Genomic DNA, 19,792 nt, shown 5'->3' with positions numbered 1-19,792 from the left:
GACCCGGTCGCACTCGCCGGCATGGTCGTAGACGTAGACCGACCACTCGTCCCAGCGCGGATAGTGCGGCAGCCGGGCCATCATCTCCCGGGCGAAGGCGATGGCGCCGGCGCGCATCTCGCCCGCCCGCCGGGACCGCCGTCCCTCCCGATCGACGACGAGGTGGACACCGTCGCTCGCGTGTAGGTAATGGACGTTCACGGATGCCTCCGTTGGCTCTACGTCCTCGACGCGCCCCCGCGTGCGGCTTGTTCCTCCCACGATTCGGCCGCGAGACGTGGAATGCACGCGTTCGGGAGTCGCTTTCGTGCACTCTCCCCGCCTTCCCCGTTATCCACAGGGGTGTTGCGAGGCGCGCGCCGCAGTTCGCCGACTACGCAGCCGCGGCGCGATGCATGTGGGTCGTGCGCTCGGGCCGTTGCCCGCCGCCGATCGCATCCCTATTCTAGCGTGGCGGGAGGAGACCGGCGTCGGAAAGAGCGCTCTCCCGCGACATGCCGGCCGCCTCGTCGCGGTCGAATTTCGGGTGGCCGGGCCTCGGGAAGGGGCTGCGCCCGGTGGGGGAACGACAGGATGCTCACGCGGACCGACCTGCCCGACGATCCCGTCACGCTCACCGTCACGGGCGCCGAGGGTCATCAGCACACGCTCACCGTGGCGCGGGAGGTGGGCGGCGGCGTGCAGCTCGCCTGCTCGTGCGCCATGTTCTCCCGCGAAGCCTGGTGCCGGCACGCGGTGGACGTGCTGTGCATGCGCCTGCGCGCGCTCGGCGTCGCCGACGACGCGCTCGATTTCGCGCTGGAGAGCGCCGTCATCGGCACGCGCGCCGAGGACGTCGCGCACGATCTCGATCGGGCGCTGATCGCCTACGGCCGCGCGCTCCAGCGCTTCGACGCCAGCCGCTCGGCCAGCCTCGAGACCGACGTGCTGGAGACGATGGGCGCGCTCGCCCGCGATCTCGCCGACGCCGCGGCGGCGCTGGCGGACGCCGCGACGCGGTTTCGGCGCGCGCTCGCCGCCGCGCCTGACGGGATCGTGCCCTGACCTCAGTCCGGCCGGCTCGTCAGCTTGACGAGTCGTGCCTCGAGCTCGTCGACACGCAGCGCCAGCCTCTGCGACTCCTCGCGCGCGGCGATGGCGATCTCGCGGGTCGCCTCGTATTCCTCGCGCGAGACCACGTCCATGTCCTTGACGATCCGCTCCAGCTGGGCGCGCATCACGGCGTCGATCTCGCGCCGCACACCCCCCGCGGCCCCGGCCGCGTCCGAGAACAGGCGGGAGAGGTCGTCGAGAATGCGGTTCTGGTTCATGGGTCGCCGTCCTTCTTGCGCCGTTCGGGTCGGCGCGATCGCCGCGCCGCGCCCGATACATGGCGCCGTCGGCATCGGGACGCAACCGGTCGCCGGCTCTTGACGCCCTTGCCTAAACCCGTCACCTCCGCGACCATCCGATTCGCGCCCGCGAAGCGGGCGAACGCGCGCGAGGCCGCATGCCCTTTCCCGAGATCGACCCGGTCGCCATCGCGATCGGCCCCATCGCCATCCGCTGGTACGCGCTCGCCTATATCGCGGGGCTGCTGCTCGGCTGGTGGGGCGCGCGCCGGCTCGTGCGCTCCGACCGGCTCTGGGGCGACGTGCGCCGGCCTGACGCGATCGCGATCGACGACCTCGTCGTATGGGTGGCGATCGGGCTCATCCTGGGAGGGCGGCTCGGCTACGTCCTGTTCTACGATCTCGACGCCTACCTCGCGAACCCGCTCGAGATCCTCGCGGTCTGGCGGGGCGGCATGGCCTTCCACGGCGGGCTCCTCGGCGCGCTCGTCGCGATGCTGCTCTTCGCCCGCGCGCGCCGGCTGCCGGCACTGCCGATCTTCGACGTCGTCGCCGTCGTGACGCCGATCGGGCTCTTCTTCGGGCGCATCGCCAACTTCGTCAACGGCGAGCTCTGGGGCCGGCCCGCGCCGGACGTGTCCTGGGCCGTGGTCTTCCCCTTCGCCGGCGACGTGCCGCGCTATCCGTCCCAGCTGATCGAGGCGGGCACGCAGGGCCTCCTGCTCTTCGCCGTGATGCTTGTCGCGGTCGCGCTCGCCGGCTTCCGGCGGCCCGGGCTGATCGCCGGGGTGTTCGCCATCGGCTACGCGCTGGCGCGGATCTTCTCCGAGTTCTTCCGCGAGCCCGATCCGCAACTCGGCTTCCTGTTCGGGCGCGAGGTGGACGTGCTCGCGGGCGGGGTGACGATGGGGATGCTGCTCTCGCTGCCGCTCCTCGTCGGCGGCATCGTCCTCGTCGCGCTCGCGCGCGCGGGCACGACCCGCCGCGGCGCGCTCGTGGACCGGGAGGCGCCTTCCGCATGACGCCGCTCGGCGCCGAGATCCGGGAACTGATCGCCGCGCAGGGCCCGATCCCCGTCTCGCGCTACATGGCGCTGTGCCTCGGCCACCCGCGCTACGGCTACTACATGACCCGCGATCCGATCGGGCTCTCCGGGGACTTCGTCACCGCCCCAGAGATCAGCCAGATGTTCGGCGAGCTCGTCGGCCTCTGGGCGGCGCAGACGTGGATCGACCTGGGGAGCCCGTCGCCCTTCGCCCTCGTCGAGCTCGGCCCCGGCCGCGGCACGCTGATGGCGGACGCGCTTCGCGCGGCCAAGGTCGCCCCGGGCTTCCTCGAGGCCGCGGCCGTGCACCTCGTCGAGACGAGCCCCGTCCTGCGCGAGCGCCAGCGCGCCGCGCTCGCCTCGCCGCCGCCGGCGCTCGCGGGCGGCGTGCACTGGCACGCGCGCCTCGACGACGTGCCGGACCGGCCGCTGATCGCGCTGGCCAACGAGTTCTTCGACGCGCTGCCGGTGCGCCAGATGGTGCGCGACCGTGGCGCCTGGCGCGAGCGCCTCGTCGGGCTGGACGCCGGCGGCGCGCTCGGCTTCGGGCTCGCCCCCGACGCCGACCCGTCGGTTTCCTGGGAGGCGCCGGAGGGCGCGGTGCTGGAGATCGCGGCGGCCGGCACCGCCGTGATGCGCGCGCTCGCCGGGCGCATCGTCGCCGCCGGCGGGGCGGCGCTCGCGATCGACTACGGCCACGCCCGCACCGGCTTCGCCGACACGCTCCAGGCGATCCGCCGCCACGCCTTCGCCGACCCGCTCGTCGACCCCGGCGAGGCGGACGTGACGGCCCACGTCGACTTCGCCCAGCTCGCGACCGCTGCGGGGGCCGCCGGCGCGCGGGTGTTCGGCCCGGTGACGCAGGGCGCCTTCCTGCGCGCGCTCGGCATCGAGGCGCGGGCGCGGGCGCTCGCGGCGCGGGCGAGCGCGACGCAGTCCGAGGAGATCGGCGCGGCGCTCGTGCGGCTCACCGGGGAGCGCGACGCGGACATGGGCGTTCTGTTCAAGGCGCTGGCGGTCGCGCATCCGCGGCTCACCGCCTGCGCCGGCTTCATCCGAGACGAGGAACCATGCTGATCACGTCGGACGCGCTCGACGCCGGGAACGGCGTCCGCCACGCCTTCTTCACCCGCGACGGCGGGGTCTCGCAGGGGCTCTACGCGAGCCTCAACGGCGGCCTCGGCTCGGCGGACGCGCGCGAGGCCGTCCTCGCCAACCGCGCGCGCATGGCCGAGCGGCTCGGCGTCGCGCCGGACGCGCTGGTGAGCGTCCATCAGGTCCACTCGCCGGACGTCGTCGTGGTCGAGGGGCCGATCGCCCCCGACGCCCGGCCGAAAGCGGACGCGATGGTGACGGACCGGCCGGGCCTAGCGCTCGCGATCCTCACCGCCGATTGCGGCCCGATCCTCTTCGCCGACGCCGAGGCGGGCGTGATCGGCGCCGCCCACGCCGGCTGGCGCGGCGCCCTCGCCGGCATCGCCGAGGCGACGGTCGAGGCAATGGAGCGGCTCGGCGCGCGGCGCGGGCGCATCGTCGCGGTGCTCGGGCCGACGATCGGGCAGGGGGCCTACGAGGTGGGTGCGGAGCTGCGCCGCGCGGCCGTCGCGGACGACCCGGGCGCGGACCGCTTCTTCGCGCCCGGCGCGCGGGACGAGAAGTTCCAGTTCGACCTGCCCGGCTACATCCTCGCCCGCCTCGCCCGAGCCGATATCGGCGCGGCGCGCGACCTTCGCCGCTGCACCTATTCCGACGAGGCCCGGTTCTATTCCTACCGCCGCGCGACCCATCGCGGCGAGCCGGACTACGGCCGCCTCGTCTCGGCGATCGCGCTCGCCGCGTGACGTCGCCCGCGCGCCGCTATTCCCGGATGCCGATCACGTCCGGCGTCTCCCAGGCGAGATGCTGGCCGCCGTCCAGCGCGAGCATCTGGCCGGTGACGCTACGGGCGCCGACGAGGTACATCAGCGCGTCGCAGACCTCGTCCGGCGAGGAGGAGCGCCGCAGCGGCACGGCCGCCGCCTGTCGCGCGAAGTCCGCCTCGCCCTGGCGCGGGCTCGCCAGCGTCGGGCCCGGGCCGATGGCGTTGACGCGGATGCGCGGGGCGAGCGCCCGCGCCATCGTGCGCGTCGCGGTCCACAGGGCGGATTTCGCGATCTGGTAGGAGAAGAACAGGGGCGTCTCCTTCCAGACGCGCTGGTCGAGCACGTTGACGACGAGCCCCTCGGCGCCCTCGGGCAGCTGCGCGGCGAAGTCGCGCGCGAGAATCAGCGGGGCCGTGAGGTCCACCGCGAGCGTGCGCCCGTAGCGGGCGAGGTCGAGGCTCTCGATACGGTCGTCCTCGAACTCGCTCGCGCTGTTGACGAGGAGGTCGAGCGGCCCGAGCGCGGTCGTCGCCGCCGCGACCATCCCGGCCACCGCATCGGCGTCCGCGAGGTCCGCCCGCACCACGCACGCCCGCCCGCCCGCCGCGCCGATGTCGTGGGCGAGCCGCTCCGCCTCGCCGACGGACGTATTGCAATGGATCGCGACGCGACAGCCCTCGCGCGCGAGCCGCTCCACCATCGCCCGCCCGATCCGCCTCGCACCGCCGGTCACCAGGGCCGCCTTCGGGGTCATCCGCACCTCCATGATCGCGGAGATCTACGCGCGAGCGGCGCGAACGGATGCGCGGGGACCCGCCGGGCGCTTCCCCGGCAGGCCTCGGCGGCCTTCAGTTCGGGCGGGTCTTCTCGAAGGCCGGGACGCGGGCGGCGAAGCCGTCGAGCCAGGCGACGAGGGCGGGGTGGCTCTCCCGCCAGCGCCCCTCGAAGCGGAAGTCCAGATAGCCGAGTGCGCAGGCGAGCGCGATCGTGCCGGCGTCGAGGGCGTCGCCGATGGCGCCTGCGCGGCTCTCGAGCCGGTCGAGCGCGCGAGTCACCTTCTGCGCCTGATAGTCGACCCAGGTCGGTTCGCGGCGCTCCTCCGGCCGGAAGCGCACCTCGTAGACCTGCATGATCGCGGCGTCGATCAACCCGTCGGCCAGCGCCTGCAGCGTGAGGACCTCGAAGCGCGCGGTGCCCGCGGGGATGAGCCGCCCGCCTCCGGCCAGGTGGTCGAGATACTCGACGATCACCGGCGAATCGTAGAGCGCCGTGCCGTCTTCGGTGACGAGCACCGGAATCTTGCCGAGCGGGTTGTGGACGCGCAGGTCGTCGGACGGGTCGGTCGTGTCGGCGGGCACGATCTCGATGCGCTCGGACAGGCCGAGAACCGCGGCGGCGATCTTCACCTTGCGGCCGAACGGGGAGGCCGGCGACGTACGCAGGATCATGGGTCTCGTCCTTGGCTCTGTTGCGCGTCGTCCCATGTCTCCCACGCGGCGCCATCGATGGGCAAGCCGGGGAAGCGGGCTAGGGCGCTGCGCCGATGCGCACGACCCGCGCCGCGCCCTTCCCCGCGCGCCCCAACCGCTCCGCGAGCGCGGGGAGGAGGAGGCCCGCCTCGGCCTCGAGCGTGAAGGGCGGGTTGATCACGAGGAGGCCGCAGCCGTTGAGCCGATCGACGCGGCGCGCGTCGTCGACGTGGAGCTCGAGCCGCAGTACCGGGCGCGCGATTCCCTCGAGCAGCGCCGCCGCGCGGTCGATCTCGCGCGGATCCTTGATCGGGTACCAGCCGGCATAGACGCCGGTCGGCCACTTGCTCTGCGCGGCCGCGAGCGTGCGGGCGAGCCGCTCCAGCTCGCCCTGCGCCTCGAAGGCGGGGTCGATCAGCACGAGGCCCCGCTTCTCCTTGGGCGGGATCAGCCCGCCGAGCGCGGTCCAGCCGTCGAGCGCGAGGGTCTTGAGGTTCGCCACCGCGTTGTAGCGCGCCGACAGCGTCGCATGGTCCGCGGGATGGAGCTCGACGAAGACGCCGCGGTCCTGCCGGCGCAGCATCTCGCGCGCGAGCGCCGGCGAGCCGGGATAGGCGGTCGCACCGTGGCGGGCGCGCACGGCGGCGAGCGCGGCGCGCCAGGGCGCGAGCATCTCCTCCACCTCCGGCGCGAAGGGCGCGTCCATCAGTCCGATGCCGCCATCCGCCTCGCCGGTGCGGCGCGCCTCGTCGGCCGAGAGGTCGTAGAGGCCGATGCCGGCATGCGTGTCGATGTAGCGGTAGGGCGCCTCCTTGCGCGCCAGGTAGGCGAGGAGGCGGGCGAGGACGGCGTGCTTCATCACGTCGGAGAAGCCGCCGGCGTGGAACGCGTGGCGATAGTTCATGGGGCCGCTCTCGCACCCGATGCGCCGGCGCCGCGCGCGCGTCGGCGCGGCGGCGAAGGGAGGGGCGCGCTCAGGGCAGCATCATCTCGCAATTGGGGGCGGCGTGCAGGTGCCGCTCGACGCCGACGACGCACCATTCGACATCGTGCGAGGAGGTGGCGAAGATGCCGAGCTCCTCGCGGATGAGGTAGTTCACCCGGTGATGCCGCACGACCGGCCCGTGCGCGACGGCGGCGGTGGCCGTGCAGTAGCGACGGGGGACGAAGCTCTGGGACCAGGGACGGAAGGCGACGTCGCGCACGCGCTCGATGCCGACGACACGCAGCTCCGAATCCCAGAAGCGCGCCTCGCGCCGGTCGAACTCCGCCGAGATCGTCGCGAGCACCGTCGGCGCGTCGCAGGCGGGTACCGCCCCGGAGAACGGGCTCACCCGCTCCTCCGCCGGCGGCGCGCCGGAGAACCAGCCGCCGAGACGATCGTCGGGCGCGCCCCGCGCGCCGTAATCCGCCGCGATCGCGGCCCCCGCGAAGGTCATGCCGGCGACCGTCGCGGCGAGCGCCGCCGTCACCGCCGTCATCGTCCCGCGCATCGCCGCGCTCCTCCGCCGTCGTCCCGATCGTGCGCGACGATGCGCAAGGCGCGCCGCGAAATCAAGCGGGCCGGCCCGCCGCGCGTCACGTGGACGCCGGGCGTGTCCGCCGGGCGACAGGGTGAAGGATCGGTTAACCCGATCGCTCTATGCTGGCGCCGACGGAGGGTAAATGCGCGTCGATCGGCAAGGGCTCAGCGAGGGCGATCCGACGCTCGACGCGGAGGCGGTGGAGACGGCCGCCTTCGTGCTGGCGCTGCGCGCCAAGGGCTTCCGCGACAAGGCCGTGCTCGGCGCCATGGAGCGCGTGCCGCGCACGCTGTTCGCGCCGCCCCGCTTCGCCGATCTCTCCCGCTCCGACGTCGCGCTGCCGCTGCCCTTCGGGCAGACGATGTCCTCGCCGACCACGGTCGCGGCGATGCTCGTCGCGCTCGGCCTGGAGGAGGGCCAGGCCGTCTACGAGGTCGGCACCGGGTCCGGCTACGTCGCCGCGCTGATGGCGCGGCTCGGCGGCGCGGTCGAGAGCGTCGAGCGCATCGACGCGCTCGCGGACGCCGCCGCCCTGCGGCTCGGCCAGCTCGAGATCGCGGACCGGATCGCGCTGGGCGTCGGCGACGGGCTCACCCCGCGGCGCAATCGCGAGCGCTTCCCGCGAATCCTGGTCAACGGCGCGCTGGCGGATTTCCCCGACACGCTGCTCGAGCGCCTCGCCCCCGCCGGGCGCCTCGTCGGCGCGCTGAGCATCGACGGATTCCCGCGTCTGGCGATCGTCGAGAAGGACGCGGACGGGGTGATGCACCGCCGGCTCGGCGCCAGCGTGCGCATCGCGCCGTTGGTGGCGGGCGGGGCGTCCGGGGGGCGCGCGACAGGAGCGTGACGCGCGCAACGCTTGCTTAACCTGAATGCCCTTTTAATCGCAGTATCAGGTCGTTTCGAGTATCAGGTGCGTCGATGCGCTACCCCCAGGCTCTCCAGGGTCACGGTCGTTCCTCCCGCGCTGCGAGGGTGGCTCTCGTCGCGCTGGCGGCGGGCGCGCTCGGCGCGTGCAGCGCCGACACGATGCGCTTCGCCGATCCCTTCGGCAATCCGTTCGCCACGCAGGGCCGGGACCCGGTGATGACCGGCAGCGTCGATCCCGCCGCGGCGGCGCCGACGACGGCGGTGGCGAGCGCGCCGCTGGCGGCGCCCGGCGCCGTCGCCCCGCTGCCGACGGGGCCCGCCACGGTCGCCGCGACGCAGGCGCCCGCGCCGAGCGGCCCGCCCGGCTGGAGCGCCCTCGGCGGCACGCCGATCATCGTGCGCCAGGGCGAGACCGCGGCCTCGCTCGCGGGACGCTACAACGTGCCGGTCGACGCCCTCCTGCGGGTGAACGGCCTCGCCTCGGCGGCCGAGGTCCAGCCGGGCCGCGCCGTGGTCGTCCCGGTCTTCAACGCGGCGGGCGGAACCCAGGTCGCATCCGCGGCGCCGATCGCCCCGTCCGCCCAGCCGTCGCCGCCGCGGACGGCGGCCGGCCCCGTCCCGATCCAGACCGGCACCGTCGTCGCGAGCGCGCCGCTGCCGCCGCGTGCACCGGCGCGCAGCGCGGCCCCGGTCGCGTCCGCGGGCCAGCCCGTCGCCCAATCTCCCGCCCAGTCTCCCGCCCTGCAGCCCACCCAGCCCGTCGCGCAGGCGCCGGCGCAGCAGCCCTCCGCGCCCGCGGCGGCGCCCACGCAGGTGGCGAGCCTGCCGGCCGCGACCGGGCTCGACTTCCGCTGGCCGGCGCGCGGGCGGGTGATCTCCGGCTTCGGCACCGCTGGCAACGAGGGCATCAACATCGCCGTGCCGGAAGGCACGCCGGTGCGCGCCGCCGAGAGCGGCACCGTCGCCTATGCCGGCGACGAGCTGCGCGGCTACGGCAAGCTCGTCCTCGTGCGCCACGACGACGGCTACGTCTCCGCCTACGCCCACAATTCCGAGCTCCTGGTGAACCGCGGCGATGCCGTGCGGCGCGGCCAGGTGATCGCCCATTCCGGGCGCACCGGCAACGTCACCTCGCCCCAGCTCCACTTCGAGATCCGCCAGGGCGCCGACCCGGTGGACCCGATGCCCTACCTGACGAACTGAAGCCTTTCCGGAACCGACCGGCGACGTCGCCTCGAGACCCGTCGTACGGCTCGGGCGGGCGGAGGGGGCAGCCCCTCCGCCCGTTCTTCGTTCACGCCCGCGCCCCCACCACCTCCGCGAGCCGGAACGGCCGCGCGGCGCCCGCGCCCTCGACGAAGGCGAGGTGGGAGACGAGGCGGCGCCCGTCGTAGTGCAGGAGCCGGTAGGCGGCGGGCTCGGGGGCGAAGCCGCCGTCGCCGCCGGGGCGCATGTCGAGGCTCACGCCGTAGGCGAGGGAGGGCGCGACATAGCAGGGCCGCCCGCCGAACAGCGTCTCCATCGCGCGGTGATGGTGGCCGCACAGGACGGCCAGCACCTGCGGGTGGGCGGCGACGATGCACTCGAACCGCGCCGCGCCCTCCACGAGCCGGATCCGGTCCATGAAGCCCACGCCGCAGCGGAAGGGCGGGTGGTGCACGGCGATCAGCGTCGGGCGCGCCGGCGCGTCGGCGAGCGTCGCGTCGAGCCAGTCGAGCTGCGCGTCGTCGAGCCCGCCGGCGCTGGTGTAGGGCAGGTTCGAGGCGAGACCGACGACCCTGAGCGCCGTGAAGTCGCGCACGCTGCACAGGTCGGGGGCGGGCAGGCGGCTTTCCCCGCCGATCAGGCGTAGGAAGGCGGCGAATTCCGCCGGATCGTCGTGGTTTCCGGGGACCGCAACCACGGATCGACGCATGCCCTTCAGCATCTCGGCGGCCCGGCGGTAGGCCCGCGCACGGCCGGCATCGGCGACGTCGCCGGATACGATCACGAGATCGGGCCGGGGGGAGAGCGCCTGCAGGGCCACGAAAGCCTTGTGCAGTGCAGCATTGACGTCCATGGCCCCGGGGACGGGCTCGCCCGTCGCGGGAACGTGGAGGTCGCTGATATGGGCAATGAGCATCGTGTCCCGGGCCGTCGCATCCGTCCGCGTCCCGGCAGCAAGAAGCGCGCCAAGGCTCAGCCGTCACGCCAGCCGTACAGCCATGCGTAGCGTTCCGCCATCCCCGCGGCGCCCATCCGGCGCAGGACGAGATCGCGTCCGAGCGCGATCGGGCCGCCGGCGTGGTAGATCCGTCCGTTCGCCCGCGCCGCGTCCTGGACCCTCCGTGCCCGCGGGGCGCGCGCCGCCGCGAAGCCGGCGAGGGCGGCGGCGATCGGATCCGCGGGCCGTCCGCCATCCGCGGCGCCCGCGACTTCGGCAGCGGACAGCCCACGCGCGAGGCAGGCGGCGTCCTCGATGGCGAGGGCCGCGCCCTGCGCGAGGAAGGGCAGCACCGGGTGCGCCGCGTCCCCCAGGAGCGCGACGCGCCCGCGCGCCATGCGCCCCGCCGGGCGATCGTGCAGCGACCGCAGCAGCCAGCCGGTCGCGGCGTCGATCAGCGCGGCGAGCGGCGCGGCCGTGGCGGGAAGCGCCGCGCGCAGCGCCGACGCCTCGCCCGGCGTCGCCCAGCCATCGACCGGCTCGGCGCGCTGCACGACGCACACGACGTTCACGAGCGCCCCCGCGGCTACGGGATAGTGCACCACGTGCGCGCGCCGCCCGAGCCACAGCCCGGTCTCGTCTCCCGCGAGCGCCTCGGGTGCGGCGTCGCGCGGCACGGTGGCGCGCCAGGCGACGTAGCCCTGGTAGCGCGGGGGAACCGCACCGGTCGGCCCCTCCACCGCGCGCCGCAGCTTCGACCAGACCCCGTCGGCGCCGAGCGCGAGGTCCGCGCGCAGCGTCTCGCGCGTACCGTTCTCGCGGGCGAGGGACAGCGCGACGCCGCCGTGCGTCTCCTCGACGTCCTCGACGGTGCGGCCCACGACGAGCCGCACGTCCGGGCGCGCGCGCACGGCGTCGAGCAGGATCGTCTGCAGGTCGGCGCGGTGGATCACCCAATAGGGCGCGCCGAAACGCGTGCGCATCGCCTCCCCGAGCGGCATCTCGGCGAGGGTGCGGCCGCGCGCCATGTCGCGCACGACGACCCGCCGCGGCTCGCCGACGCGCCGCGCCAGGGCCGAGCCGAGCCCGAGATCGACGAGGATGCGGCTCGCGTTCGGGGAGAGCTGCAGGCCGGCGCCGACCTCCGAGAATCCAGTGCGCCGCTCCACCAGCGTCACCGGATGGCCGGCGCGCGAGAGCGCGAGCGCGGCGGCGAGGCCCGCGATGCCGGCCCCGGCGACCGCGACCGACGGGCGGGTCATCTCGGCGCTAAGGGCCGGTCCGGGCCGCGGCGGTGTCGCGCGCGCCGCCGGTCCAGAGGCATTCCGGCGGGTCGGACTGCCGAACCGTCAGGTCCCCCCGGTAGCGGAAGAGCGTCGAGCAGTAGGGGCAGATGATCTCGTCCTCGGCCCCCATGTCGAGGAACTCGTGGGGGTGGTCGAAGGGGGGCTCGGCCCCGATGCACATGAACTCCTTCGCCCCGATGTGGATGATCGGCACGCCCGCGTCGTTGGCGAAGTGGGGGGTCGTCTTCTCGGCCATCTCGTGTCCGTGGTCCCGGTCTCTCGGCGCGGCGGACCATAGTGCGCCGCGGCGACGAGGGCCAGCGCGAATGCGGCGCACGGGAGGCTTGCGAGCCGCGCCGAAGCCCTCTATGAGGGCCGAACCGCGGCGGACAGGCTCCCCCGCGGCCCGGGCGCCCTTCGTCTATCGGTTAGGACATCAGCCTTTCACGCTGAAGAGGCGGGTTCGATTCCCGCAGGGCGCGCCATCGGGTCCTTCGCCGAGGCGGGGTTCCGCCTCCCGCAGGCGATCATCACGGCTGCTTCTGCTTCACGGCCTTGGCTATCTCGGCGAGGAGGCCGAGGGCGACGCCGAAGACGAAGACCATGATCCCCTGGTCTATCGCTTCGCCCGACGACCTCGACCCGAGCCGGTACGCTGCTGCGGCCGCACGCTCCGCGGCGTCCCCAATGCTGGCGACGAAGAGGCCGATGGTGATCCTGATCGCACCGAAAACCATCGCCAGCCAGGCGATGACGAACCCCGATCGAACGAACATGCGGCCCTCCCTCGTCCGGGAGTGTTACAAGCCGTCGGCATCCCGTCCAGCGCCGCACGCGCCCGCGCGCAGCGTCGCTTGGAGGCCGTCCGCGAGCGCGTTCGAACGAAAAGCCGAGGGCAGGCCCCGACGGCTCATCGAGGTGATCCTCCACGCCTCGGCCCCCGGCACCACCCGCAGCTCGAGGTCGTGCTCCGTCGCGCCGGGGCCTAGGTCGAGCGGCGTGACGCGCAGGTCCCGGCGCGAAGGCCAGGGCGCCGCCGGCGGCCGGACGTCGAGGACGGCCCGGAGCGGTGGGGTCGCGGGTCCGGCAACGGGTTCTTCCGGCGACGGCATGCCGGCGAGGCGGAGCGGGACGCATGTCGCGAGGCGATCGACGAGCCGCTCGAAGGGCTCGCCCGCCGCATGGCGGATGCGGATCGGTATCGTCTGCGCGAACGCACCGACGAGCGGGTCGAGCTCCGCGCGCTCGCGGGTGTGGCGGACGAGGCCGACGATCGCCTCCTCGGTGCCGCCGGTCCGGCAGAGCCGGGCGCCGAAGGCCGCCAGCAGCGGCACCGCCAGCACCGTGTGCCGGGCGCGCGCCGAGGCGCGCAGGTCCGCGAGGAGGGCGGGTGCGAGCGGTCGGCTCGACGAGACGCCGGCGCGAGGCCCGTCCGGCGGGTCTCCGGCGATCGGCGGATCGAGGCCCGCGTCGTCCCCCGCATCCGCGACCGCCTCCCGTCGATCGTCGACCCGCCACGCCGCGTAGTCCGCATAGCGCACCGGAAGGGCTGGAAGCGTGCCCGTGTCCGGCGCGGCACCGGAGGCGGTCGCCTCCCACGCGAGCCGCAGGTCCTCGACCAGCCGATCGAGCCCGCGCGCATCCGCGCAGATGCGGTGTACGGCGATCGCCAGCACGTGCCGCTCCGCGCCCAGGCGCAGCAGGAGCGCGCGGATCGGATGCTCCCGTGCGAGGTCGAAGGACCGCCGCGCCCAGGTCGAGACCCGATCGGCGAGCGCGTCGGCGCGCGGCGGGTGCGCGGCGGCATCGCGGATCTCGAGGTCGGGCGCGGCCGCGGGATCGATCGCCTGCACCGGCCCGTCCCCGCGCAGGACGTAGCGCGTGCGCAGCGTCTCGTGGCGCCCGACGACCGCGGCGAGCGCCGCGGCCAGGGACCCGCGCAGTCGACCCTCCAGCAGGAAGGCCCGCGCGGCCACCAGTGCCGAATCGCTCGGGTCGCGGCGGTGGAGCCGCCAGAGCCGCAGCTGCTGGGGCGAGAGCGGCGCCTCGGCGGCGCTCGCGGCGCGGCGCGGGATGGCGGGCCCGACCGTGGCGAGTCCCGCGAGGCGCCGCGCGAGCAACCTGCGCCGCGAGTCGTCGTGGCCGGATCCGGTCGGGACGGCCGCCATCTCCGTCACGCGCGCGATCCCGAGCGGCAGGATTCGGACGTCGCCGGCGCGACGTCCGTCGGATGGCCCATGAACGATCCTCCCAGGCGAGGGGAAACCCCGCCTCCCGGACACGAAGCCGTATCGACAGCTGTCGATGTCTCTCGCGTGTTGTTATCAACCAAGGGTAAGGTTAGATCATGCCACTAGAGGTGTCAACGACGGGCAGATCCCACGCCGTTTCGGGGCCGCGCGCGCGTCCCGCGCGAGGCCGCGCTTCGCGGCCACCGCGTCGTGTCGGCCGGCTCGGCGCCGCGCGCGCCGACGTCTCAGGGTTCCGGGGGGCAGAAGGCGCGTTGGAGGGCGCCGATCACCTCGATCACCTCGGGGCGCGCGAGGGAATAGTAGATGTTCTTGCCGTCGCGGCGGCTCGCCACGAGGTCGTCCGCGCGCAGACGGGCGAGCTGCTGCGACACCGCCGGCTGGCGCATGTTGAGCATCTCCTCGAGCTCCGTCACCGACTTCTCGCCCTCGATGAGCACGCACAGGATGATGAGCCGCGTCTCATGGGAGAGCGCCTTGAGGAATTCGCTCGCCTGGCGGGCGTTCGCGAGCAGCCGGTCCACGTCGATCGCCGCCGGGGCGGTGTCATCCAGCATCTTCGGGACGGCGGTCATCGATGCGTCTTTCGGCTCGGTCGAACGGTTCCGGGGGAACCCTTTCGTATATACGCGCCAGCGAGCGCTTGGGAAGGGCGCGGGCGGTGCGGGTGCGGATCGCGGCCGGTGGCCCGAACCCCGCCGCGGTCGGGCGTTCTCGGAGCCCGAGGCGATGAAGCACGAAGCATGCCGAAGACCGTCCGCACCGGTTCGCCGCCGACCCGAGGTCGAGACGGCGCAGCCGCCGGCCCGGGACTGCTTCCCACGAGGCAGGATGCCGCCCTCGCGGGCATGCCGGGGGTGCGCGACCGGGGTTCGCGCGCGAACGAGCTGGGCGCGCGAACGAGCATCTCGTGCGCCTCGCGGCGCGGGCGAGTGCGGGCGAGTGCGGGCGCCGGAACCTCGTCGCGCGAGCGCCGTTGCGAAGGCTCCCGCAACCGGAGTTCAGCTTCCATGGCCAACGACAAGACCCTCGAGGATCTCTTCCTCGACACGCTCAAGGACGTCTACCACGCCGAGAAGCAGGCGCTGCGCGCCTACCCGCGCATCGTCAAGGCGGTCGCGTCCGACGAACTGAAGGCGGCGCTCGAGCAGCACCGCGACGAGACCGAGACGCAGGTCGAGCGGCTCGAGAAGATCTTCGAGATGCTCGGCAAGCCCGCCCGCGGCAAGCCCTGCGAGGCGATGCAGGGGCTCGTCGAGGAATCGAAGGAGATCCTCTCCGACTTCAAGGGCTCGATCGCCCTCGACGCCGGCGTGATCGGCACCGCGCAGGCGATGGAGCACTACGAGATTTCGCGCTACGGCACGCTGCGCGCCTGGGCGACCGCGCTCGGCATGAAGGACGCGGCGAAGCTCCTCGGCGAGACCCTCGAGGAGGAGAGCCGCACCGACGCGATGCTGACGAAGCTCGCCGAGACCGCGGCGAACCAGAAGGCCGCCTGAAGCGCGCGCGCGCGCGAGCTCATCGGTCGTTCTTGCCAACCCGCCTCCGGTGGCGCATCAGGAATGCGCTGCTGGAGGCGGACATGGCGGACGAGACGATCGAGACGGAGGGCGCCGAGGCGCCGCGCGGCGAGCTGACGGTCCGCACGCTGGCGATGCCCTCCGACACCAACGCCAACGGCGACATCTTCGGCGGCTGGGTGCTCTCGCAGATGGACCAGGCCGGCGGCATCGCCGGCGTCGAGCGCGCCCGCGGCCGCGTCGTGACGATCGCGGTCGAGGCGATGACCTTCATCCGTCCGGTGAAGGTCGGCGACGTCCTGTGCGTCTACACCGAGATCGAGCGGATCGGCCGCACCTCGATGAAGATCCACATCGAGGCCTGGGCCCGCCGCTTCATGACCAACCGGCGCGAGAAGGTGACGGTGGCGACGTTCACCTTCGTGGCGATCGACGACGAGGGGCGGCCGCGGGCGATACCGGCGGTGTGAGTGCGCTACCGGAACGAACGGTATTTATACTGACGCCCCTATAACTTGCATATTTGTGATCCATAAGGAATGTTCGCTTCCAAGCATGGGGGCGATGATGGCTGACCGTTCTAAGCTGCTTTGGATGGAGATCCGCAATCTTGGCTGCGTGGGGCCCAGAGGATTGCGGGTCGAGCTAGACAACATTGTATGTTTGGTAGGACGCAATAATTCGGGCAAGTCGAACGTCCTTCGCGCTTATGAGCTGGCGCAGGGCTATGTCAGTTATGATCGAGGACGCGACTTTTGCCAGAGTTCACCACCGGAAGCCGAGACGCAGGTGGAGCTGGCAATACACATTCCTGAAGGAATCGCGAACATCGCTGCTGAGTGGAAGGCAGCAGAAGGTCCGTATCTCGTGGTAAGGAGCCTCTGGACCTGGGGAGCTGACGGAAAGGCAACTAGAAAGACTTGGTCCCCAAAGGTGGCAGGCTGGTCGGACGACGGCAAAGCCGGTGGTGCTGACACAGTTTTCAAGAGTCGCTTACCGATTCCCATCAGGATAGGATCGTTGCAAGACGCAGACGAAGCAGAAAAGAATCTAATATCATTAGTGTTTTCTTCGCTTGGGAAGGGACTTAACCAAGCTAAGGACAAGCTCGATCATCCAATCGGAAAGGCTCTCGCTGCACTGCGAACTGCCGTCTCCGATGAGTTCACGCAATTAAATGAACAAGTCGAGCAGGTATCATCAGCTATTGATCAGGCGTTCAAGGGCGTCTTCCCCGACCTTTCCGCATCAGTGCGTCCCGGTGTTGGCACTCCGACTCTCAAATTTGAAGATTTGATTAAGTCTGGTTCGAAGATAATCATTTCAGATGGAGCGCATGAAGGCGGCCTAGATCAACAAGGCTCAGGTGCTCGACGAGCCCTTTTCTGGTCGGTACTTCAAGCTTACAATGACCTTAAAAGAAAGGAAGATACTTCTGCAAAAGCCAGCAAAAGAGGCTCAAGGGGAAAGACAGAAGGCGCGAGTGCGTGTGCGTCCGCCGCATTGGATGCAGATGATCCAGCCCTCCCTGGGTACATTCTCTTGATTGATGAGCCTGAAAATGCACTTCATCCAATGGCAGCGAGAGCGGCTCAGAAGTACCTCTATAAGCTCGCTGAAGACGAAAACTGGCAGGTGATGCTCACCACTCACTCACCGTATTTCGTTGATCCATTCGCAGATCATACAACGATCGTGCGCCTTCATCGTGAAAGCAACAAGGTTTCGCCGCAAATATATAGAGCTGATGAGATAACGTTTAGGGGAGACGAAAAGCGCCAGCTTCAAGCTTTACAAACAATGGATCCCTCTTTCTCTGAGGTATTCTTCGGTTCTTACCCAATTATTGTCGAGGGCGACACAGAACATGCGTCGTTTATCGCGGCCGTTGTAGAGATAGAGCACATCTTGACGACTCAGGTTTCGATTTTGCGAGCACGAGGCAAGGCAATAATTCCTGCTATTATCGGGATGCTTCGGCATTTTAAGGTCAATTTCGGCGTCGTCCACGATTCTGATTACCCTTTCACAAACAACGGAGAAAACTCAAATCCAATGTGGACCGTAAATCGGACTATCAGGGAATCTGTAGAAGCTTGTCGCAACGATGGATTGTCGGTGAGGCATAGGATTAGCTTTCCCGACTTTGAAAGATGGCTTGGTGGTAGTGAGCTGGGGAAAGATAAGCCATTGCAGGCCTACCTGCGTGTGAGCAGCGATGAAACTCTATCAGTGAACGTTCAGAAGCTATTTGAAGAGCTGAGGGATGGTGAGTTTGATCACATCAATCTAAAAGATCCTGATTGTTTAACATGTTTACTTAGCGAATTGACCGCTTGGGCAGAAGCAAATGGTGTTTCGAGTGACTTTAGGTTGATTGGAAAAGCAAGGGCGGTTTAAGGGCAAGTCCTCAAAGCTTCGTCCGCAGCTGCCACAATTCCGGGAAGAACGGCTTCTCCAGCACGCCCTTGAGATACGACACCCCCGCCGAGCCGCCCGTGCCGCGGCGGAAGCCGATGATGCGCTCCACCGTCGTCACGTGGCGGAAGCGCCATTGGCGCATCAGGTCCTCGAGGTCGACGAGCTCCTCGGCGAGTTCGTAGAGGTCGAAGTGCTCCTCCGACTTGCGGTAGACCTGCTCCCACGCGGCCTCGAGCGCCGGATCGTAGACGTGGGGCTCGCGCAGGTCACGCTCGAGCTGATGGGCGGGGACGGGCAGGCCGCGGCGGGCGATGAGCCGTATCGCCTCGTCGTAGATCGAGGGCGCCTCGTGGGCCGCGAGAAGCGGCGCGTGGCGCGCGGGCGCGTGGGCGTGGGGCTTCATCAGGCCGGCGTTCTTGGCGCCGAGCTTGAACTCGATCATCCGGTACTGGAAGGACTGGAAGCCCGAGGAGGCGCCGAGCCGCTCGCGGAAGGCGAGGTAGTCCGCCGGCGTCATGGTGGAGAGCACGTCCCAGGCGCTGACCAGCTGCTCCTGGATGCGCCCGCAGCGCGCCAGCGCCTTGAAGGCCGGGCGTGGCCGGTCGGCGCGCACCGCCGCCGTCGCCGCGTCGAGCTCGTGGATGAAGAGCTTCATCCAGAGCTCCTGCACCTGGTGGATGGCGATGAACAGGGGCTCGTCGTGCTCGGACGATTGTGGGCGCTGGGCCGACAGGAGCGTGTCGAGCCCGAGATAGTCGCCGTAGGACATGTCGTTCGAGAAGTCGGTCTTGACGCCGTCGTCCGCCATCGCGGTGGCCCTCCGCTGAATGGTTGAAGCTTGAAATATCTCGCGCGCCGGCACAAGCTCCCCCGACGCTTCACGAGGACGAAACGGCCCATGCTCGACCTGCGCGACCACTTCGCCCGCACCCGCGCCGCGGCGCCGGAGCGCCTCCATCTCGCCGCGCACAGCCACCACGCCTGGCCGGACGTGACACGCGCGGCGCAGGAGGCGGCGTGGGACGATGCCGCACGGCTCGCGGACCACAAGTGGGAGCACGTGCTCGGCACCGTCTGGCCGCAGGCGCAGGGCCACGTCGCGGGCGTGCTCGGCCTGTCCGACCCGCGCACGGTCGTCTTCGCGCAGAACACGTTCGAGCTGTGGCTGCGCCTGTTCTCCTGCATGCCGACGGACCGCCCCGCACGGGTGCTGGCGACGGACGGGGAGTTCCACTCCTTCACCCGGCTGTCGCGCCGCCTCGCCGAGGACGGGCTGATCACGCTCGTCACCGTCCCCGTCGAGCCCTTCGCGACCTTCGAGGCCCGCTTCGCCGAGGAGGCCGCGCGGGGCGGGTGGGATATCGTGCTGTTCAGCCAGGTCCTGTTCGGCTCGGGATTCGTGGTCGCGGATCTCGAGGGGCTCGTCGCCGCGGTGCCGGACCGGGAGACCTTCGTCGTGATCGACGGCTACCACGGCTTCCTCGCCCTGCCGACGGACCTGTCGCGGCTCGCGGACCGTGTGTTCTACATGTCGGGCGGCTACAAGTACGTGATGAGCGGCGAGGGGGCGGCCTTCATGCATTGCCCGCCCGGCTACGGGACACGGCCCCGCGCCACCGGCTGGTACGCCGCCTTCGGCACGCTCGCCGCGCGCCAGGACGGGGGCGTGGCGTATGCGCGGGACGGCTTCCGCTTCATGGGCGCGACCTTCGACCCGACGGCGCTCTACCGGCTGAACGCGGTGATGGACTGGCTCGCGGGCCTCGGCATCGACGCCGCGGCGGCGCACGCCCATGCCCACGCCTGCCAGCGGGCCTTCGTCGCGGCGCTGGACGAGGCCGGCGCGCCGCTCTCGCGCGCCGACCTGCTGATCGGCCTCGACGATCCGCGCCGCGCCAACTTCCTCGCCTTCCGGCGCCCCGACGCGGCGGACCTCCACGCCCGCCTGAAGGCGGCGGACATCGTCACGGACGTGCGCGCCGACGTGCTGCGCTTCGGCTTCGGGCTGTACCACGCCGAGCGGGAGATGCCGGAAGCCGCGCGGCGGGTGGCGGCGGCGCTCGCTTGAGA

Annotated in this window: 22 protein-coding genes, 1 tRNA gene and 1 pseudogene; 11 read left to right on the top strand and 13 right to left on the bottom strand. The window is 71.4% G+C overall.

Features of this window, described 5'->3' with window-relative positions:
* Positions 1 to 6: 6 nt before the first annotated feature.
* Positions 7 to 201: pseudogene (locus tag AB9M23_RS14950) on the bottom strand (DUF6894 family protein); the annotation flags it as partial.
* A gap of 372 nt (positions 202 to 573) precedes the next feature.
* Between AB9M23_RS14950 and AB9M23_RS14945 the strand changes: the two are divergent.
* Complete coding sequence (locus tag AB9M23_RS14945) at positions 574 to 1,044, top strand: hypothetical protein (RefSeq protein WP_372425355.1); 471 nt, start codon at positions 574 to 576, stop codon at positions 1,042 to 1,044.
* A gap of 2 nt (positions 1,045 to 1,046) precedes the next feature.
* Here AB9M23_RS14945 and AB9M23_RS14940 read toward each other — a convergent pair whose 3' ends face one another.
* Entirely contained in the window at positions 1,047 to 1,310 is a 264-nt protein-coding gene (locus AB9M23_RS14940) for an accessory factor UbiK family protein (RefSeq protein WP_372425354.1), read from the bottom strand.
* Between the two features lie 179 nt (positions 1,311 to 1,489).
* Here AB9M23_RS14940 and lgt point away from each other — a divergent pair, with 179 nt between their 5' ends.
* Genes lgt through pgeF form a run of 3 tightly spaced genes read left to right on the top strand, consistent with a single transcriptional unit; the run spans position 1,490 to position 4,217 of the window.
* The gene (gene lgt / locus AB9M23_RS14935; RefSeq protein WP_372425353.1) at positions 1,490 to 2,353 is read left to right on the top strand and encodes a prolipoprotein diacylglyceryl transferase; all 864 of its coding nucleotides are present in this window, start codon (positions 1,490 to 1,492) and stop codon (positions 2,351 to 2,353) included.
* Positions 2,350 to 3,453 (top strand): class I SAM-dependent methyltransferase, encoded by a 1,104-nt coding sequence (locus AB9M23_RS14930; RefSeq protein WP_372425352.1) that lies wholly within the window; start codon positions 2,350 to 2,352, stop codon positions 3,451 to 3,453. The genes lgt and AB9M23_RS14930 overlap by 4 nt, the downstream gene beginning before the upstream one ends.
* Positions 3,447 to 4,217: a peptidoglycan editing factor PgeF gene (gene pgeF, locus AB9M23_RS14925; protein ID WP_372425351.1), complete on the top strand. Its 771-nt coding sequence runs from the start codon at positions 3,447 to 3,449 to the stop codon at positions 4,215 to 4,217. The genes AB9M23_RS14930 and pgeF overlap by 7 nt, the downstream gene beginning before the upstream one ends.
* Positions 4,218 to 4,233: 16 nt before the next feature.
* Here pgeF and AB9M23_RS14920 read toward each other — a convergent pair whose 3' ends face one another.
* The 4 genes from AB9M23_RS14920 to AB9M23_RS14905 form a co-directional block, all read right to left on the bottom strand.
* Complete coding sequence (locus tag AB9M23_RS14920; RefSeq protein WP_372425431.1) at positions 4,234 to 4,998, bottom strand: SDR family oxidoreductase; 765 nt, start codon at positions 4,996 to 4,998, stop codon at positions 4,234 to 4,236.
* Between the two features lie 88 nt (positions 4,999 to 5,086).
* Positions 5,087 to 5,686 (bottom strand): glutathione S-transferase family protein, encoded by a 600-nt coding sequence (locus AB9M23_RS14915; protein WP_372425350.1) that lies wholly within the window; start codon positions 5,684 to 5,686, stop codon positions 5,087 to 5,089.
* Between the two features lie 79 nt (positions 5,687 to 5,765).
* Entirely contained in the window at positions 5,766 to 6,611 is an 846-nt protein-coding gene (locus tag AB9M23_RS14910; protein WP_372425349.1) for a 23S rRNA (adenine(2030)-N(6))-methyltransferase RlmJ, read from the bottom strand.
* A gap of 70 nt (positions 6,612 to 6,681) precedes the next feature.
* Positions 6,682 to 7,200, bottom strand: coding sequence for a hypothetical protein (locus AB9M23_RS14905; RefSeq protein ID WP_372425348.1), 519 nt, complete (start codon positions 7,198 to 7,200; stop codon positions 6,682 to 6,684).
* A 172-nt stretch (positions 7,201 to 7,372) separates the two neighbouring features.
* Here AB9M23_RS14905 and AB9M23_RS14900 point away from each other — a divergent pair, with 172 nt between their 5' ends.
* Positions 7,373 to 8,077, top strand: coding sequence for a protein-L-isoaspartate O-methyltransferase family protein (locus AB9M23_RS14900; RefSeq protein ID WP_372425347.1), 705 nt, complete (start codon positions 7,373 to 7,375; stop codon positions 8,075 to 8,077).
* 128 nt (positions 8,078 to 8,205) lie between these two features.
* Positions 8,206 to 9,303, top strand: coding sequence for a peptidoglycan DD-metalloendopeptidase family protein (locus tag AB9M23_RS14895; protein WP_372425345.1), 1,098 nt, complete (start codon positions 8,206 to 8,208; stop codon positions 9,301 to 9,303).
* 91 nt (positions 9,304 to 9,394) lie between these two features.
* Here AB9M23_RS14895 and AB9M23_RS14890 read toward each other — a convergent pair whose 3' ends face one another.
* The 3 genes from AB9M23_RS14890 to AB9M23_RS14880 are packed head-to-tail and all read right to left on the bottom strand — an operon-like array spanning position 9,395 to position 11,785.
* The gene (locus AB9M23_RS14890; RefSeq protein ID WP_372425344.1) at positions 9,395 to 10,222 is read right to left on the bottom strand and encodes a metallophosphoesterase; all 828 of its coding nucleotides are present in this window, start codon (positions 10,220 to 10,222) and stop codon (positions 9,395 to 9,397) included.
* A gap of 56 nt (positions 10,223 to 10,278) precedes the next feature.
* Positions 10,279 to 11,505: an FAD-dependent oxidoreductase gene (locus AB9M23_RS14885; protein WP_372425343.1), complete on the bottom strand. Its 1,227-nt coding sequence runs from the start codon at positions 11,503 to 11,505 to the stop codon at positions 10,279 to 10,281.
* 7 nt (positions 11,506 to 11,512) lie between these two features.
* The gene (locus AB9M23_RS14880; protein WP_372425342.1) at positions 11,513 to 11,785 is read right to left on the bottom strand and encodes a zinc-finger domain-containing protein; all 273 of its coding nucleotides are present in this window, start codon (positions 11,783 to 11,785) and stop codon (positions 11,513 to 11,515) included.
* Positions 11,786 to 11,939: 154 nt separating this feature from the next.
* On the opposite strand from AB9M23_RS14880, the gene AB9M23_RS14875 reads away from it, so the two are divergent.
* Positions 11,940 to 12,014, top strand: a tRNA-Glu gene (locus AB9M23_RS14875).
* A 45-nt stretch (positions 12,015 to 12,059) separates the two neighbouring features.
* Here the strand turns inward: AB9M23_RS14875 and AB9M23_RS14870 are convergent.
* The 3 genes from AB9M23_RS14870 to AB9M23_RS14860 form a co-directional block, all read right to left on the bottom strand.
* A complete protein-coding gene (locus AB9M23_RS14870) occupies positions 12,060 to 12,305 on the bottom strand; it encodes a hypothetical protein (RefSeq protein ID WP_372425341.1) in 246 nt (81 codons plus the stop codon).
* A 24-nt stretch (positions 12,306 to 12,329) separates the two neighbouring features.
* Positions 12,330 to 13,697, bottom strand: a complete 1,368-nt coding sequence (locus AB9M23_RS14865; protein ID WP_372425430.1) for a condensation domain-containing protein — start codon at positions 13,695 to 13,697, stop codon at positions 12,330 to 12,332.
* Between the two features lie 308 nt (positions 13,698 to 14,005).
* The gene (locus tag AB9M23_RS14860; protein WP_372425340.1) at positions 14,006 to 14,353 is read right to left on the bottom strand and encodes an ArsR/SmtB family transcription factor; all 348 of its coding nucleotides are present in this window, start codon (positions 14,351 to 14,353) and stop codon (positions 14,006 to 14,008) included.
* Between the two features lie 435 nt (positions 14,354 to 14,788).
* Between AB9M23_RS14860 and AB9M23_RS14855 the strand changes: the two genes are divergently transcribed.
* The 3 genes from AB9M23_RS14855 (at position 14,789) to AB9M23_RS14845 (ending at position 17,701) form a co-directional block, all read left to right on the top strand.
* Entirely contained in the window at positions 14,789 to 15,280 is a 492-nt protein-coding gene (locus AB9M23_RS14855) for a YciE/YciF ferroxidase family protein (protein ID WP_372425339.1), read from the top strand.
* An 83-nt stretch (positions 15,281 to 15,363) separates the two neighbouring features.
* On the top strand, positions 15,364 to 15,771 hold the full coding sequence (locus AB9M23_RS14850; protein ID WP_372425338.1) for an acyl-CoA thioesterase: 408 nt from the start codon (positions 15,364 to 15,366) through the stop codon (positions 15,769 to 15,771).
* A gap of 85 nt (positions 15,772 to 15,856) precedes the next feature.
* Positions 15,857 to 17,701, top strand: a complete 1,845-nt coding sequence (locus AB9M23_RS14845; protein WP_372425337.1) for an ATP-dependent nuclease — start codon at positions 15,857 to 15,859, stop codon at positions 17,699 to 17,701.
* 10 nt (positions 17,702 to 17,711) lie between these two features.
* Here AB9M23_RS14845 and kynA read toward each other — a convergent pair whose 3' ends face one another.
* Positions 17,712 to 18,530, bottom strand: coding sequence for a tryptophan 2,3-dioxygenase (gene kynA, locus AB9M23_RS14840; RefSeq protein ID WP_372425336.1), 819 nt, complete (start codon positions 18,528 to 18,530; stop codon positions 17,712 to 17,714).
* A 90-nt stretch (positions 18,531 to 18,620) separates the two neighbouring features.
* Between kynA and AB9M23_RS14835 the strand changes: the two genes are divergently transcribed.
* The gene (locus AB9M23_RS14835; protein ID WP_372425335.1) at positions 18,621 to 19,790 is read left to right on the top strand and encodes an aminotransferase class V-fold PLP-dependent enzyme; all 1,170 of its coding nucleotides are present in this window, start codon (positions 18,621 to 18,623) and stop codon (positions 19,788 to 19,790) included.
* Positions 19,791 to 19,792: the final 2 nt, after the last annotated feature.

The sequence above is a fragment of the Salinarimonas chemoclinalis genome, assembly GCF_041514305.1.
In the GTDB taxonomy this organism is placed as follows: domain Bacteria; phylum Pseudomonadota; class Alphaproteobacteria; order Rhizobiales; family Beijerinckiaceae; genus Salinarimonas; species Salinarimonas chemoclinalis.
This window is presented reverse-complemented; position numbering and strand designations above follow the sequence as displayed.